The organism is Actinokineospora diospyrosa, from assembly GCF_024171925.1.
Lineage (GTDB): Bacteria > Actinomycetota > Actinomycetes > Mycobacteriales > Pseudonocardiaceae > Actinokineospora > Actinokineospora diospyrosa.
Genome location: NZ_JAMTCO010000021.1, coordinates 100,365 through 116,044 on the forward strand (window position 1 = coordinate 100,365; position 15,680 = coordinate 116,044).

Genomic DNA, 15,680 nt, shown 5'->3' on the forward strand with positions numbered 1-15,680 from the left:
TGCCCGGCGCCGAGTACGAACCTGTCGCGGTCGACGTCGAAGGTGTGTTCCGGTACGTCGTTGCGGGTGCTCAGGGTGCGCGACTGGCAGAAGCTGACGACGGTGATCGGGTGGGTGGAGGCCTCCGCGCTGGCCGCGCAGGCCGAGGCGACGGTGTAAACACCAGCGCGGATCCCCGAAAGGGAGACCTGCCCTAACGCGGTGGCCGCACGCAGAACTCGTGGCCGTCGGGGTCGGTCATGACTGCCCAGTCGACGTCGCCTTGGCCGATGTCGGTCCGGGACGCGCCGAGGGAGATGAGCCGGTCGAGTTCTGCCTGGTCCGCGGCCAGGTCGAAGTGCAGGCGGTACTTGCCGGTCTTCGGGTCCAGTGGCGGACCGCCCCAGGTGATCTTCGGGCCGCCGTGCGGTGAGCGGATCGCGGTTTCCTCGTCTTGGTCCCACACCAGCGGCCAGCCCAGCGTCGCGCTCCAGAAGTAGCCGACCGCCTGGGAGCCGTCGCTCGCCACCGCGCCGATGAGCCCACAATCGGCGAGGAACTTGTTGCCCGGCTCGATCACGCAGAACTCGTTGCCCTCGGGGTCGGCGAGCACCACGTGCTCCTCATCCGGCCCCTGCCCGATGTCGATGTGCGCGCCGCCGAGCGAGATCGCCTTGGCCACCCGCTGCCGCTGGTCGTCGAGCGACGTGCTGGTGAGGTCGAAGTGCATCTGGTTCTGCCCGACCTTGGGCTGATCGCTCGGCACGAACCGGATCCGGAACCCGGTGTCGTCACCGGGCACCACCGCGACTCCGCCCAGCGGGTCGTCGGCTGTCTCCCAGCCCAGCAGGTCCGCCCAGAACCGGGCCAGCCGGGTGGGGTCGTGCGCGTCGAAGCACAGCGCGAGCAAGCGCGAGGTCATGTCCGCATCATCCCGATCGTCGGCCGCGCACGCCCAGTGCGCCGTTGGGCACGCTAGGAGCCGGGGGAGCACCACGCAACCGGTTTAGCGCCAACGGCGTGCGCTGGTGCAATCTGGACAGGAGTTACGGGATTGACGATGGGGGTTGGTAAAGAGATGGTCATCGAACGCGCGCGCACCAACGTGATCGTGGTCGGCGGGGGCCCGACCGGTCTGATGTTGGCGGGCGAGTTGGTGTTGGCCGGGGTTGGCGTGGTTGTGCTGGAGCGGCTGGCCGAGCGCACTGGACAGTCGAAGGCGTTGAACCTGCAGCCCAGGACGGCGGAGGTGTTTGACCTGCGCGGATTGATGGAGTCGGCGCGGCGGTATTCCCTCGGCACGTGGGCCAGCGGCCATTTCGGTGGGCGGCCGTTGAGCTACGAGGGTTGGCAGACCAGGCACCCGTACCAGGTGCACATCCCGCAGGCCGGGGTCGAGCGCACGCTGGAGGAACGGCTGGACCAGCAAGGAGTCCAGGTCTTGCGGGGCCACGAACTGCTTGAGCTCACCCAAGACGACGCGGGCGTCACCGCTGTCGTCCGCACCCCGACAGGGGAGGTGGAGTTTCAGGCGGACTACCTGGTCGGCTGCGACGGTGGCCGCAGCACAGTGCGTAAGCAACTCGGTGTCGAGTTCCCCGGAACCGACGCCAGCGTGTTCGCCTTCGTCGCGGACATCGTCCTCGAGGACGTGCCGTCCACGATCCCCACCCAGCTGCGGTCGGTGCGCGACGCGATCGCCAAGAACAGCGAACGCGGGGTCGGCGGGCTGATCCCGATGGGCGAACCCGGCCTTTTCCGGCTCGCCTTCACCGACCGGACAGCGACCGCAGACGTCCAGTCAACCCCGGTGTCCGACGCGGAAGTGGCCTCCGCGATGCGCCTCCTGTACGGGGATGATGTTGTGATCTCGAAGGTCCTCTGGGCCTCCAGGTTCACCAACGCCACCCGCCAAGCCGCCCACTACCGCGTCGGGAGAGTGCTTCTGGCTGGCGACGCCGCGCACATCCACTTCCCTGCGGGCGGTCAGGGGCTGAACCTCGGCGTCCAGGACGCGATGAACCTCGGCTGGAAGCTCGCCGCTGAGGTCAAAGGCTTTGCGCCGCAAGGACTTCTGGACACCTACCACGCCGAACGGCACCCCGTTGGTGAGCGGGTCTTGGACAACACCCGGGCTCAAACCCTCCCGCCGCGGCCGTCCCCGGAAACCCTCGCGATGCACCGCTTGATCACCGAGTTGGCGCACCTGCCAGAGGCCAACCGGCACCTGGCCGGCCTGGTGTCCGGTTTGGACATCCGCTACCCCGTCGAGGGCCCCGATCACCCCCTCCTCGGCGCCCGGCTCCCCGACATCGCGCTGACGACCGGCTGGGCCAGCACTCTCTTCCACTCCGGCGGCGGTGTCCTCCTCACCACCGATCCCAGGCACGCTCAGACCGCCCGCCCCTGGTCTACCCGCGTAGTGACAACAGTCGAATCCGACCTTGGTGACTTGGAAGCTGACGCCGTTCTGGTCCGTCCAGACGGCTACGTGTGTTGGGTTGCCCCGCTCGGTGGTGCACCCGACGACACCAACCGGTTGGAGCGCACGCTAAGCACCTGGTTCGGCCAGGCTCGAACCTGAAGAGTGTCCACTGTGGTCTGTTCACCGAAGCTGCCGCTCGGGAATTCGAGGCCCGAAGTACGGCTCGTGTGAGGTGGAACGGCTGGTAGGCCTATGGGCGGCAGGCGGCGATGGGCCGGATGGCGCAACTGTGGTGCGCAAACGGCGGATTGCGCCTGGAAGTGCGTGAGGTGAGTGTCTAACGCACCAACCATGCAGACTGTGGGGGCTTCTCGTGGTGTTGGTTCTGGGGCTTCGCCCCTGCAGTCAATCCGTGAAGGGGACGATTGCTGGTGTACTTGCGTAGAGGAGGGGTGGCGGTCCGGCGGCTTGCCGTGGGGACCGCGATCGCGCTGATGGTGGGTGGTGTGCTCTCGGTCGAAGCGCAGGCCGAGACCGGGGCGCCTGCCAAGCAGGCCGCCGACTCGGTGACCATCAAGAAGTTCGGCTCCGCTGATCTCAAGCGGGCGTCGAAGAAGGCAAACCAGCTCGCGGCGACCAACGTCCAGGGCCGCGGTCGCGTCAAGGAACACCTCGGTGACGCCGTCCGCGACGGGCGCCTGGTCGACGACAGCGCGCTCAGCGTGACCGAGTTGGCCGACCCGATCCAGGCGGGGAAGAACATCACCCTCGTCTGGGAGGATGACAAAGCGCCGGAGTCGTTGCTATACGGCCAGAACAAGCGCGCGGGCGGCCAGGGGGACTCCGTCGCGATCGAGCTGCAGATGGCCCGCCCGCAAGGCGCGCCCGCGCGGGCCAAGCGCGGTCAGGAGGCCAAGGGCGGGACCGGGTACGCGGGCGCGTTCGGCATCACCGGCAGCCTGGTCGAGGGCGATCACGGGTGCTCCACCGGGTGGTTCGCCCCTCAGTACCTGGCCGAGAAGGACCACAAGATCGTGTCCTGCTACCAGGTGCTGGAGCTGGACAAGACCCCGGTCTGGGTCTACAACCGCTGGTCGATCTGGACCCCCGCCACGCCGTCGGTCCTCTGGAGCACGGTCGCGACCCTGGACTTGGACGTGCGTTCCAGGCCCTGGAAGGGCCAGGAGGGCAAGGTCAAGCAGCTCGTCGACTGGGCACCGCGCAGTGCTGACATGATCAACAAGTGTGACCAGCCCAAGGAGTTCACCCTCGAGGCGACGGCGGGACCGTTCAAGGGCACCGCCAAGGTGAACGCCAACACCTGCCGGGAGTACATCGTCGACGTGACGGCGGGACAGGGGACCTCGAACACCATCGCGGTGAACTACATCGCCGACAGCTGGGGTTCCTCGCGCGAGGGCCAGATGTACGTCGACGTCGCGGGCAAGTACGACGCCGTCGACGCGACGGTGAACGTCGAGTGGGCCGACTACAACTACATGGAGATCGGCATCTGCGACGCGGATCCGTGCTTCTTCTCCCCGGACGCGAACGAGCGCTGGGTCAAGAAGGACCCGGGCTGGAACTGACGCGATAGTGGGTCGACGTTCTGGGTCGCGCCACTAGTTGTCGCTGAGTCCCGGGCGGGTGCCGTGCGTACCGCGGCACCCGCCCGGGCCGGGCTGTCGATGTGGATGGGGGAGCGGTGGTCAAGGGAGTGCGGTTGAGGTCGCGTCGAGCGTTGGTGTTCTTGAGCTGCCTGCTGGTCCTGGTGGTGGCGGGGATCATCACCGTCCGGTTGGCGCAGGGCGACGACAAGCCGACCGAAGTGGCGCGTAGCGCGGGCGAGTCCGCCTGCAGCGCGAGGAAGACCCGCGAACACTGCGACGAGATCCACCTGGACGGCCGGACCTGGAGGTACGCCTACCGGCCCGCGGAGAAGGCGACCGCGGATACCGTCCTGCTGGACTTCGGAGGTCCTGGGCTGTCAGCGTTGTCCGGAAGCCTTGGCCTGGGTCCGTTCCTCGAGGCCTATCCGCAGCTGTCGAAGCGCTACAACTTCCTCGTCATCGAAGAACCCTGGGTCATGCGCGCGCTGCCGGATGGCTGCGACGCCGCGATGTCGGGCTACTACCTGGCTTACCGGGACGCCACCGGTGGTGGGGTCGCCGCGACCAAGTCCATGGTGGACAAATGTGATCTGCGGGGCGGTGGATGGGGATTCGACCGCGAGTCCTACGGCAAGCTGGTCAAGGCGATCGCCCAGAAGCACGGCAGTCAGCTCAAGGGGTTCATCGGCCACTCGTGGGGTGCCACCCGCTTGGCGTATCTGGGGAAGGACGCCCCGGAATGGTCGATCCTGCTCCGTCCCTTCCCCGTTGGCGTTGACAGTGAGACACTCGTGCGGACGCGGGCCCAACTGACCGCCACGTTGTACCCGGCGGTCGCGCAGGTGACCGGGAGCAGGATCGACACCAGGTCGCTCGAGGTGACCCAATTCGACCAGGCGTCCGCCATCGTCGACCTCGGGTATGTGCCCAGCGAGTACCTGGCCGCGGAATCCGCGGGCGTGCGCGACGGATCCGGGTTGGCGCAGATCGGCAAACTGTCGGACGCGCTGTGGGGCCGCTACGGCACGGACTCGCTCTCCCCGGGCAACCTCGCCCAGTTCCAAGAGATCTGCGCGGTCGTGGGCCCGCTCGCCGCGCAACCCTTGACCATCACCACATCCGCCGACGCCCTGGCCGCCCGCTTCGCCCCCTGCGCCGGGTTCTCCAGGAATGGCCTCGTCGCGTCCGCCTCCCCGACGACCTGCGTGGTCACCTCGAAATACGACTCGGTCGCACCCGAGGGATTGGCCAGGTCGACCTATGGTACGTTGCCCGGCAACGTGAAGTTCGTTGACACCGACGAGAAGTCGCATTCCTCGTTCGCCGGTATGGAAGCGTGCCTGACCCATGTGGGAATTGCCAACTAGGCCGCGCCGGGTCGTGACTGCGACGCCTCGCCTGGGCGGGTGAAGGGGAACGGTACGTGGCAGTAGGGGGAGTTCTGGTGGCCGGGGCGCTGCTCTTGGCGGTCCCGGTGGCGGCCTTGGTCTACGGCGTGCGGAAGTTCCGGACCGAACCGCGGAGCTGGACCGTGTTCTGCCTCGGCTGTGTCGCGCTGATTGTTCCGTGGTGCCTGGCGTTGCTGGAAAAAGCGCGCATCGTGCGAATTGGCGGCACGCCGTCGAACGTTTTCGAGAAGGCCGTCAACGCGGCGATGGAACTGTTCTCCATCGCGAGCCCGGTGGGTGTCGTCCTGCTGGTGGTCGCGTTCGTGATGAGGAGCAGGGCGGCAGCGCCGGTCGACGAGCAGCACCCGGGTGAGCCCGCGGATCCTGGGGATCCAGCGCCGCGCAAGGCGACCACCGTGCGGTTGTGGCCCGTGCTGGTCATCGGGGCGTGCGCCACAGTGGCCGCAGCGGTCATCGGCTACTCCATCCCGGTCGACGACGCGTCCCCCAGCTTCGTCCAAGGGACCGTGGACCGGGTCGACGACCAGCTCTCCACGTTCGTCTTCAAGCGGGACGGCCTCGACCTGTCGGGGGTCGGCAACACCTACCCGCTCGACAACCCGATGTGGGTGGACCACACGGGGCAGAAGCACCTGAACAGCCGCCCCGAATGCCTGACCACCCCCCTGACCCACCCAGCGCGAGTAGAACTGGCCCTCCTGGACGTCCAGGGCAACCCGGACGCGGGCTTCGGCAACTACAGGCTCCTGTTCTCCGTCCGCTGCCTCGACCGCGTGGCATAGCCACTGCCCCCGCCGCGCAATGTCCTTAGTGGACCAAGTGGCCTCGGTGGATCCCTGGATCAGCCGATCCGGTCGACGACATGATCCCCGGTCCGGCACACCCACACCGCGATCCCGTCCCGCAGTTCGGGGTGCTGGCCGACCCGGTGCTGCGGACACACCGGCCACACGACGCGATCGCGCGAGGCGATGAGCGACTGCGCGGCGTCGGCGATCCAGACCAGGGCCAGCGCGCGGGTCACCGCCCACACCTGGTCGTGGCCGACGGTATTGCCATCCACCCGCATCTCCGGCCGGTGCCCGAGCGCCGCCTCCGCCTGATCGAGGACCACCGGCACCAGTTCGGCCACCAGCTCCCGCTGCCGCTGGGCGGCCAGTTCCTCGACGTACCAGGCAGGTGCGCTCCCGTGGCTGTCGAACACCTCTTCCAACCACGGGCGCACCAGCGGGTCGTGGACCTCGGACCCGAGCACGGGTTCGAGGTCCACGACCCAGGAACTCACCAGATCATCCCGACGTACCAAAAGCCGAACCTGCCGTAGAGGGTGAGAGTGCCGGACGCGGAGAACGTCATCCTGTCAAATGGTCCCAGATAGCAGGTCCAGAACGTCCAGCAGTAGTACCCGCCGCGGGCCCTGGACCCCAGGTTGGAGTACCAGCTCCCGTGGAAGGTGTACATCCCCAGCTCACCGTGGGAGTAGCTGCCACCGCCGATGCGCCACCCGTTCGCCGTGAACGAGTACCCGAACCCGGCGCGGATGTAGGCCCACGCCCACACGCCGTGGAACCGGAACCACCACTGCATCGAGCACCGGTTCCCGTCGCAGATCCGCTGCATGCCCGCGCACCCCGAGGCGTTGCACCTGCTGAACTGCCGTGCCCACAACCTGCCGTCGAGGTCCTGGTTGTTGACCGGGTCCTGGTTGGCGTAGTCGTAGGCGTTGGCCGAGCCGCCCGCGACCGGGTCGGTCTGCAAGAACCGGCCCAGCGACGGCGAGTACAGCCGGACCCCCATGAGCATCACGCCCCCGAGGGACTCGGCCGACCGCAGGTGCGTGCCGAGGTAGCCGTACCGCGCGCCGGAGGTCTGGTTGCCGAACTCGTCGGAGTTCCGCACCACCGGTGCCTGCCCCGCGGTCAGCGGGAGGGCCACCACGACGTCGTCGTGCAGGTTGGTCAGCTGCAGCACGGTGCCCGCGCTGCCCGTGGTCGCGGCGAGGCCCTCCGCTGGCGCCAGCACGTTGCGCGTGAGGTCGCCGTTGGAGCTCTCCACGATCCACCGGGGGCTGTCGCTGTCGCCGTCGTAGTGGTTGACCTTGGTGCCGGTCGGCTGCCACGTGCCGCCCACGTTCGACTCGGTTGCCGAGGTCCGCACCCGCGACCCGGTGTCCAGCGTCCAGGTCTGCCTGCGGTCGCCCACCGTCACCCGCTGCGCGAGGTCATTGGCGTAGTAGGCGAACGTGGCGCCACCGGGGAGCGTGGTGGTGCGACCGAACGCGTCGTAGGTGATCCCGGTGTCGACCAAGCGGTCGGCCGAGTCGTGGGTGTGCGTCTTCTGCGTGCCGCCCGAGGTAGGGCAAGGTGCGTTAGGCAGCGCCGCCGCGGTGGTCAACGACTTACGGTTCGAGTGCTTGTCGAAGGTGTAGGTACGCCGCGTGCACACCGCGTCGGTGGTGTCATCGACACCGGCGAGCCTGCCGACAGCGTCGTAGCGGTAAGACTGCGACGACACGCGGCCCGGCGAACCGACGTGACTGAGTCGTTCGCCGTGCACGGACAGGGTTGCCGAGTCGCTCAGCAGCACCGCCCCATCGGAGTCACGGGTGTAGACCCGCGATACCGCTTGCCCGGTGGGGTCGGCCGACTGCCGCATCGTGTAGCCGCCCGGCAGCCGCTGCTCGGACACGGATCCGTTGGCGTCGTACCGGGTGCCGAACTGGCCCGCCACCGAGTCCGTCCGCCCCGTGACGACCCCGCGCGCGTCGATGGCGGTGTCGTAGCTGGACACCGCGGTCGCCAGCGTGGACTCGGTCTCCCGGACCGGGCGGTTGAGCAGGTCGTACTCGGCGGTGGACACCCCGTTGTCGGCATCGGTGTAGGACACCTGGCGACCCAGCTTGTCCTTGACCCGGGTGATGGTCCCGCCGGTCGTCGACGTCGTGCTGGTGACCGCTCCCGTCGCCTGGTCGTAGGCGGTGGTCACGTCCGGGACCGCGGTACCGGCCGACCCGGTGATCGACACCAGGGTGGTCCGACCCGCCGCGTCGTGGGTCGTGGTCGCCGTGCGGGTGCTGCCGTTCGCGGTCTCGACCAGCTTGGTCACCTGGCCGAAGAGCCCGTACTCGGTGGTCTTCACCGGTAGCGCCGACGGGTTGGTGCCGCCGCCGGTGATGGCGCCACCCGGCCCGGTGGAGCACACCAGGCCCGACCACTCCGGGCGTCCGGCGCACGCGCCGGTGCCGGGTCCGGTGTAGTAGGCGGTCACCGTCGTGCCCGCGTCGGTGCCGGTCGAGTCGGGCGCCAGGGTCTTGACCACCCTGCCCTGCGCGTCGTACTGCGTGGACGTGGTGATCGCCAGGCCGCCCGGGTCCTTGGTGGTGGACGTGGCCAGCCCCTTCACCCAGTCGAACCCGGTGGCGGTGACCCGCGTGTCGGCGTGCAGCACGGGCTGTTCCCGCAGCTGGGCGCCGACGGTCACCGAGGTCACCTGGTCGCGGATGGTGGCCGAGCCGTCGGTCGGCCTGCCCGAGTCGTACTCGGTGACGGTCCTGGTCCGCGCGGCGACGCGGCTGCCCGCCGCGGCCACCGTGGTCGTGCCGTCGACGAGCGCGTTCACCAGCCCGATGTGGTGCAGGGGACCGAGCTCCTCGACCTTGCGGGTCCCGTCGGGGGAGTAGGTGACGCGGGAGGACAGCAGTTCCGCCCGCTCCGCGCTCGGCAGGCCCGCGATCCCGAGGGCGGTGAGCCGCGCGTCGGTGGACAACGCCAACGCCCGGTTCGCCGCGGTCAGGTCCCGCACCAGGTTGCCGAACTTGTCGCGCTCGCTGGTCGTGATGTTGCCCGCGGGGTCGGCGGTGTTGACGCGCTCACCCGAGGGGTCGAGGTAGTGCACCGTCGCCCGGCCGTAGCCGTTCGCGGGCAGGTCCGACCCGGTCGAGGAGGTGGGGACCGAGTCGGCCGGGAAGATCGCGGTCGCGTCGGTCGGTGCCTGGTGCTGGCCCCACGTCCGCACCTCGGTCGTGCCCAGTTGGCGCGGCGCCGCCGAGCCGGTGGTCGGCACGCCGTAGACCACGGTGGTGGTCGAGGTGCCCGAGACGACGTCCCGGCTGCCCTGCTGCAACGCGGGGCGGGTCACCTTGAGCAGCATGCCGTCGCCCGAGGTCGCCGAGCCGCCCGCTGAGCCGTAGACGAAGGTCCACGGCAGCAGCCCGGGCGGGGTCAGCGTGGTGACCCGACCGGCGGCGTCGTAGTCGTAGCCGGTCTTGAGCGCGGGGGAGACCCGCGGGTCCCACACCTCCCGCAGCCTGCCCTGGTCGTCGTAGGCGTACGCGGCGACGGCAGTGGCGACCGAGGCGGTCCCGCCGGGCGGGGTGGCCCACAGGGTCAACTGGCGCAGTTGCCCCGCGTAGTCGCCCAGCGTCGAGCCGGTGGCGGTCGTCGCGGTGGCGTAGCCGAACTCCAGGACACGGCAGCCCTGGGTGGCCGGGTCGCTCTGGCAGGCCGCCGCGGTCGCCGCACCCGGTGCGATGAGCCGCTTGGGCCGGGCGAGCGTGGTCCCGTTCACCACGACCTTCTCCGACACGACCACGGTGGTGCTGTCGGTGAGCCCGTTGACCAGCGAACTGGTCACCTGCCAGGTCGTGGCCGCCGGGTCGACCTTGCCGAACGCGGTGACCGTGCCGATGGTGTCGGTCAGGGTGAACCCGGTGCTGAAGCCGCCGGTGAGCGTCAACGACTCCGCGCCGACCTGCGGCACCCAACCGGTGCTGGTCGCGTTCGCGGTGAACGACACCGCCGAGCCGTCCTCCAGGACCACGTCGAGCGCGGTGTCGGTGGTGCGGCGCAGGTGGGTGTACTGCGACTTGCCCGACTCCGCGCTGATCCCGGACACCCACTCGTCACCGAGGATGGCCGCCTGCCCCTCCTGCGTGGACCCCGCGTGCGGTGCCCGCGAGTTGGCGGAGCGGGTGAAGGAGAGGCCGAAGAAGGAGGCGTCGGTGCCCTCGAGGGAGTGATTACCGGTCAGCAGGTTGACCGACCCGGGGCCGATCTCCTCGCTGGTGGCGCCGTCGGCGTCGCGGTCGACCACGAGCTTGAGCGGCCCGGTGGCGCCCAGGGCGCTGTTGGGGCCGGTGAAGTCGGCCTTGACCTGGATCGCGCCGTCCGGGGTGACCGTGTCGGTGGCGGTCCACACCAGAGTCGGCGTCCGGCCCGCGGTCATCGCGACCGGCCACGAGGTGAGGGCCTGGCCGTCCTTGGTGACATGGCCGGGCGGGACGGTCGTCCACGGGTCGGCGTCGGAGCGCCGCCACAGCAGGGTCGCCTGGTCGTACTTGGTGTCGGCCTCCACGGCCACCGCGACCCGTCGGGCGGTGTGGGTGCCCTCGGACGGGGTGTCGAAGCCACCGGGTCCGGCGTGGAAGGTGTAGTTGACCGCCTCGGACCTGTTGTCCGCGCGGTCGACCGACCGGACCTTGAGCGTGTGGGTGCCGTCCTTGGGCGGGGTAGCGGTGAAGGACACCGCGCCGGGGGCGCCGCCGGTGGGCACCTTGGTCCACGTGTCGCCGTCGAAGCTCCACTCCAGCCAGTGGTGGTCGGCCGCGGGTGGGGTGGCGGTGAACGTGCCGGACTGCCCGCCGCCCTTGACCCACTGGGTCGACGGGTAGTCGGTGGAGTTCAGGCCGGTGGGCGCCGACGGGGCGGTCGTGTCGACGACGAACGAGGTGAACGGCGACCACGTGGTGCTCCAGTGGGTGCCGTCGAAGGCGGTCGTGCGGAACTTGTAGGTCTGCCCGTTGGTGAGCTTGCCCGCGTCGACGGTCGCGGTGGCGACCTGACCGGCGGGCACGTTCTCCATGACCTGCGTGTCGACCACCGTGCCCGCGCTGTTCTGCACCTCGAACACCGCGCGCAGAGTGTCGTTGTCGGCGTCACCGGTGCGGTAGCGCAGGGTCGGGGTGGTGGTGTTGACGCGGAACTCGCCGCCGTAAGAGAAGAACGGCGGACCAGCCTGGGCGTCGGTGCCGTCCTTGGGGCGGTAGTTGTACGTCACCTCCAGCGTCGGGATCTGGTTGGCCGCCGCGTTGCCGGAGTAGAAGCGCTTCCAGCCGTAGGTGTCGGCCTCGTTGCCCGCGCGCAGACCCATGCTCGAGCGCGGCTGCCGGGTGCCCGCCCAGTACGCGACCAGACTGGTCGCGTCCACAGTGGAGTAACCGGGGTTGTTGCACGTCCCGCCCGAGCGGCGGGTCTCGGTGGGGCTCGCGTGCTTGGTCAGCATCGCGGGCTGGTTGGTCCACCGGGTCGCGCTGGTCGCCTCGTCGGCCGCCCAGACCTGCCACTCCCTCGGGTCGCACGACCAGGAGTGGTAGTTGAACAGCCGCAGCTTGGCGTCGGTCACCAACGCGTCGGCGATCGGCGCGGTGTCCCAGGTGATGAACGAGCGGGCCACCGTCTTGATCGTGTGCGCCGCGTCGTCGTAGGTGCCCGGCCAGCCGATCTTCAGGTCGACCGAGCCGGACTCGTCGGTGGTGACGTCGGACTCGACGAAGGTGTCGAACACGGTGCCCAGCCGGGTCGTGGACGGGTCGACGCGCACCGGGAAGGTGGTCGCCGGATCGGCCAGGAACGCCGGGTCTGGGCTCAACCGCAGCTCGATGGTCCCGCCGCGCTGCTGGATGTCCATCCGCACCGGCGCGCGGCGGGTGTGCTCGCCGGAGTTCTTGTCCACAGTGGAGTCCCACATGACCGGGGCGGGCATGGTCGCCACCGGCTTGCCGGACTTGCGGTCGGTGAACGCGACCCCACCATCGGCCTGGGCGGTCGCGACAAGCCCGTCCGCCTTGAGCGGCAACGTGTAGCTCACCGGCCCGGCAGGCCGCTTCTTTATGTCGACGAACTGCTCAAACCCGCCCCGCGTAAGCGAAACCACGACGTCGGCCCCCGGCACGGCGTCGGGGTAGGTGGCGGTCGGACCGTCCAGTCGCGGCGCGGGAAGCCCACCGGGCCATTGCAGGGTGATCGCCTCGGTACCGGACCCGAGGGTAACCAGATCCCTGACGGGTTCCACAGCTCCGAGCGCCTTGGCACGGATGCCACCAGCGCCCGCCAACCGGGCGCCGCGCGGATGTGCAGGCGCGGCAACGGAACCGTCAGCTTGCGCGCGCAGGGTGAGGTCGACATCGACCCACTTCCCGTCGCGCTGGAACCGCTTGGGCCCTGACGACAACTCCGAGGTCAACGTGCCACCCGGATTGGCCCACGTGGTCGTCGACTCAGACCGCTCGGACAACGCCTCAACCCGACGCCCGGACAACCGAGCGGCAAGCCGCGCCGACGGAATGTCCGGTGCCTCAGTGATGTGCTTGAGCTGCCCAACCGGCGCCGCAGCCGGCGCGGCCGCGGTTGGAACGGCGGTGAGAACCGGCAACGCCGGCGCGGTCAGCAGTAGCGAAAGGATGATGAGCGCGCGCGGACGCGCGCCACCGCGAGGTGGTGACATACAAAGACCCCCAGGTCAGGCCGGCCAGTCGACTCGGCCCAGCGAGCATCACCGCCACACCACCCCAGCGGCAATCCACCAAAAGGCCTATAGCCCCAACACCCCTGGTCATCCCCATTGCGGGCCTCCGGCAGTTCCCACCCCACACCGGCAGATCTCACACCCCCATGTCGTGTCCCGTCCAAACCCTCGAATCCCGCCTTAGACACCCGCCCAATCACCCATTCCCGCTCCCGGTGACGACGGCACGGATGATGCAACGAGTCATCGAGTAACCCAAGAGGCCACGCAGCGCCCAAGGTCGTACCGCCCCGACGTGCAGCTGCCTATGGACGGCCGATCGCCGCCAGCTCTGAAAGCTGGCCTGCTACGAACAAGCCAGCCACGCCATCCACGTGGACGGTGTTCCCCACCAACACCCCGGCCTGTCTCGCACAGTGCCCGTGGCAATAGCCGAGCCTTGGGTTCATCACGGCCTGCACCGTCCGCTGGTCGATCGTGTGGGCAGCCTGGTGCGGTCAGCGGTCGCGCCAGGCGAGTGGGGACACGTGGAGGGCCGCGTCGGCGATTCGTCGGGCGGTGTCGGTTTGGAGGTTGTTGTGGGCGGAGTTGATCCATCCGTCGACGCGCTGGACGCCGATCTCCCGGTATTCGACGGCTTGGAGCAGCATCTCCAGTTTGTCCGCGTCGGCGGCACACAGCGCCTCGCGCGTGTCGCGTGCCTCGTACTCGTCGACGGCGTGGCGCACCATGTCGCGGGCGCGGGCTGGGAGGGCGGCGGTCTGGTCAGCGGTGATCTGGCGTGGGTCTGGCTTGGAGAGGTATTTAGTGGCGGTGTGCGGGAGGTCCCCGGTCCGCGTCTCCTGGGTGTCGTGCCAGAGCGCGAGCAGCGCGGCGCGGGCGGGGTCGGCGTTCTCCTCGACGGCGATGATCGCGGCGAGTTGCGCGACCCGCATGGTGTGCTCGGCCACCGACTCCGGGTCTCGAACACCGGCGTGCCACCACCCGGTGCGCCTCATCCTTTTCAAGATCCCCAACTCATAGCCGAAGGCCGCAAGAGCGGTGGCATCGTCTGGCACGGTCACGGTTTCTCCTAGCGGCTGGCGAGACGAAGCGCGTAACGCAGCCCAGCGAGTTGGTCTCGACCCAGCGGGGTGAGCGTCGGGGCGGATGAGAGTTGGTCGAGTGCGGTGGTGACCTTGGCCCGGACGGCGACCGGTCCGGCGAGCAATGAAGGCCGAGAGGCGATCAGGGCGTGCAGTGTGTGGAGGTTGAGCGCCAGGTGAGGTGATCCAGGGACCATGCGGTCGGTCAGGTGGTGCAGGAGTCTGGCGCCGACCCAGGCTTGGGTGTTGCTGTCCGCCATGAACTCGTCGCTGGTCTGCTCGCTGGGGAGTTCACCGATCCAGTACGCCCAGTAGTTCAGGTTCGCGACCTCGGCGCCGCCGCCCACAGTGCGTTCGACGAAGTCGTGCAGGTGGGTGCCTTCGCCCATCGACGCCAACGCGACCGAGGCCGACCGCGCCTCTAGCAGATGGGTGATGTCGTGGTCTTTCACCGGCTGGCGCCCGGCACGAGTCCATTCATCCCGGAGCCAGTGCACGACTTGGGGCCTACTGTCGAATCCGAGCAGATATACCGCCTGCCGACGCAGGAGCGCCTCGTTGGCTCCCCTTCCTCGTTCGGCCACGGTCAGCAGGTGGTCGAAGAACCGCGCCACCTGTTCATTCGATAGCGCCGGTCGCTCGGAGAAGGTGCTCGTGGGCGCTTTCGATACGAACTCGGCAAGGTGCTGCGGCATGATCCCCGTGAGAGGCCAGGTGATGAGGTTGGTGATGGAACGGCGGTGCACGCTAGCCGCCAAGGGGTGTGTATCGGCATCCACCCACTGTCCGCCCGCCGTGATGGCGGTCGACAAGACCTGGTCAGCCTCAACCGCCTCCCGAAGATGGCGCCCCGTCGACGCAGGCGACCCCAGACGAGCCAGCCGAGCGCTCAGGCGAAGGAAAACTCCCGCCCGCAGCGTCCCCAGCGGCTGCCACCCCGACTCCCAGCCCTGCACGGCGGACAGGTCCACCCCAAGCGCGGCGGCGAGGCCGCTCTGAGTCAGCCCGGTCGACCGGCGGGCAAGCTTGAACACCTGCCCAGACACCAAGCCCGACCCCGACTCATCGGTCAGGTTCTGCCCGGATGGCCTCGCCGGGTGGAGACGATCCTCGAAGTACCGAGCAAGCGACCCTCCTGCGGGTTCGCTCAACAGCAATCTGAAGCGCAGGGTGGCGTCCGTGTCGGCTCGACCCAGCGCGGTGTCCAGGATCGCCTGCGTGTCCGGCCGAGGTGACGTATCCGCCTTGAGGGCCTCCCACTTGGCGACCGTGCGCACGGCCACCCCCAAGTGCTCGGCGAACGCACGCACACTCAAACGCAGGGCGCGGCGCAGAGCACTAGCCTCCCGGCCAGTCCAGTGACCCACCGACGCCATGCACGCTCCTTCCCTGCGCCCATACAACCACGGCGCCACACCCTCGGTGCGTCGCAAGTGCACCGGAAGTGCAACACCCAGTCCTTCAACCAGATATGCCGAAGCTCCGCTTTCCGCACCAAGATCCTGGACGGATCGAACCACTGTGGCACCTCCTTAGCACTTGAACTGCACTATGGCTAGGGTGCGTGGTTGCATAGAGCCTTGAAGGAGGTACGGCCCGTGGCTTCAGTGCGCCAGTGGACGGGACGGGAGGCTCAGGCGCTTCGCCGTGC

General features: G+C 69.0%; 9 protein-coding genes. 4 read left to right on the plus strand and 5 right to left on the minus strand.

Features of this window, described 5'->3' with window-relative positions; genetic code table 11:
* Positions 1-193: 193 nt before the first annotated feature.
* The gene (locus tag LV75_RS33270) at positions 194-901 is read right to left on the minus strand and encodes a VOC family protein (RefSeq protein WP_253891466.1); all 708 of its coding nucleotides are present in this window, start codon (positions 899-901) and stop codon (positions 194-196) included.
* 138 nt (positions 902-1,039) lie between these two features.
* Between LV75_RS33270 and LV75_RS33275 the strand changes: the two genes are divergently transcribed.
* The 4 genes from LV75_RS33275 (at position 1,040) to LV75_RS33290 (ending at position 6,205) form a co-directional block, all read left to right on the plus strand.
* Positions 1,040-2,563, plus strand: a complete 1,524-nt coding sequence (locus tag LV75_RS33275) for an FAD-dependent monooxygenase (protein WP_253891468.1) — start codon at positions 1,040-1,042, stop codon at positions 2,561-2,563.
* 293 nt (positions 2,564-2,856) lie between these two features.
* Positions 2,857-3,993, plus strand: a complete 1,137-nt coding sequence (locus tag LV75_RS33280; RefSeq protein WP_253891470.1) for a hypothetical protein — start codon at positions 2,857-2,859, stop codon at positions 3,991-3,993.
* 134 nt (positions 3,994-4,127) lie between these two features.
* Entirely contained in the window at positions 4,128-5,381 is a 1,254-nt protein-coding gene (locus tag LV75_RS33285; RefSeq protein WP_253891472.1) for a hypothetical protein, read from the plus strand.
* Positions 5,382-5,458: 77 nt separating this feature from the next.
* Positions 5,459-6,205 (plus strand): hypothetical protein, encoded by a 747-nt coding sequence (locus tag LV75_RS33290; protein WP_253891474.1) that lies wholly within the window; start codon positions 5,459-5,461, stop codon positions 6,203-6,205.
* A 59-nt stretch (positions 6,206-6,264) separates the two neighbouring features.
* On the opposite strand, the gene LV75_RS33295 is transcribed toward LV75_RS33290, so the two are convergent.
* From LV75_RS33295 to LV75_RS33310, 4 genes are all read right to left on the minus strand, one after another.
* Positions 6,265-6,708 carry a hypothetical protein gene (locus LV75_RS33295; protein WP_253891476.1) on the minus strand — a complete coding sequence of 148 codons (444 nt, stop codon included), beginning with the start codon at positions 6,706-6,708 and terminating at the stop codon, positions 6,265-6,267.
* Positions 6,705-12,713: a DNRLRE domain-containing protein gene (locus LV75_RS33300; RefSeq protein ID WP_253891478.1), complete on the minus strand. Its 6,009-nt coding sequence runs from the start codon at positions 12,711-12,713 to the stop codon at positions 6,705-6,707. Before LV75_RS33300 ends, LV75_RS33295 begins: the two co-directional genes overlap by 4 nt.
* Positions 12,714-13,441: 728 nt before the next feature.
* On the minus strand, positions 13,442-14,008 hold the full coding sequence (locus LV75_RS33305) for an HD domain-containing protein (RefSeq protein ID WP_425547647.1): 567 nt from the start codon (positions 14,006-14,008) through the stop codon (positions 13,442-13,444).
* Positions 14,009-14,016: 8 nt separating this feature from the next.
* Entirely contained in the window at positions 14,017-15,405 is a 1,389-nt protein-coding gene (locus tag LV75_RS33310) for a hypothetical protein (RefSeq protein ID WP_253891480.1), read from the minus strand.
* Positions 15,406-15,680 lie beyond the last annotated feature (275 nt).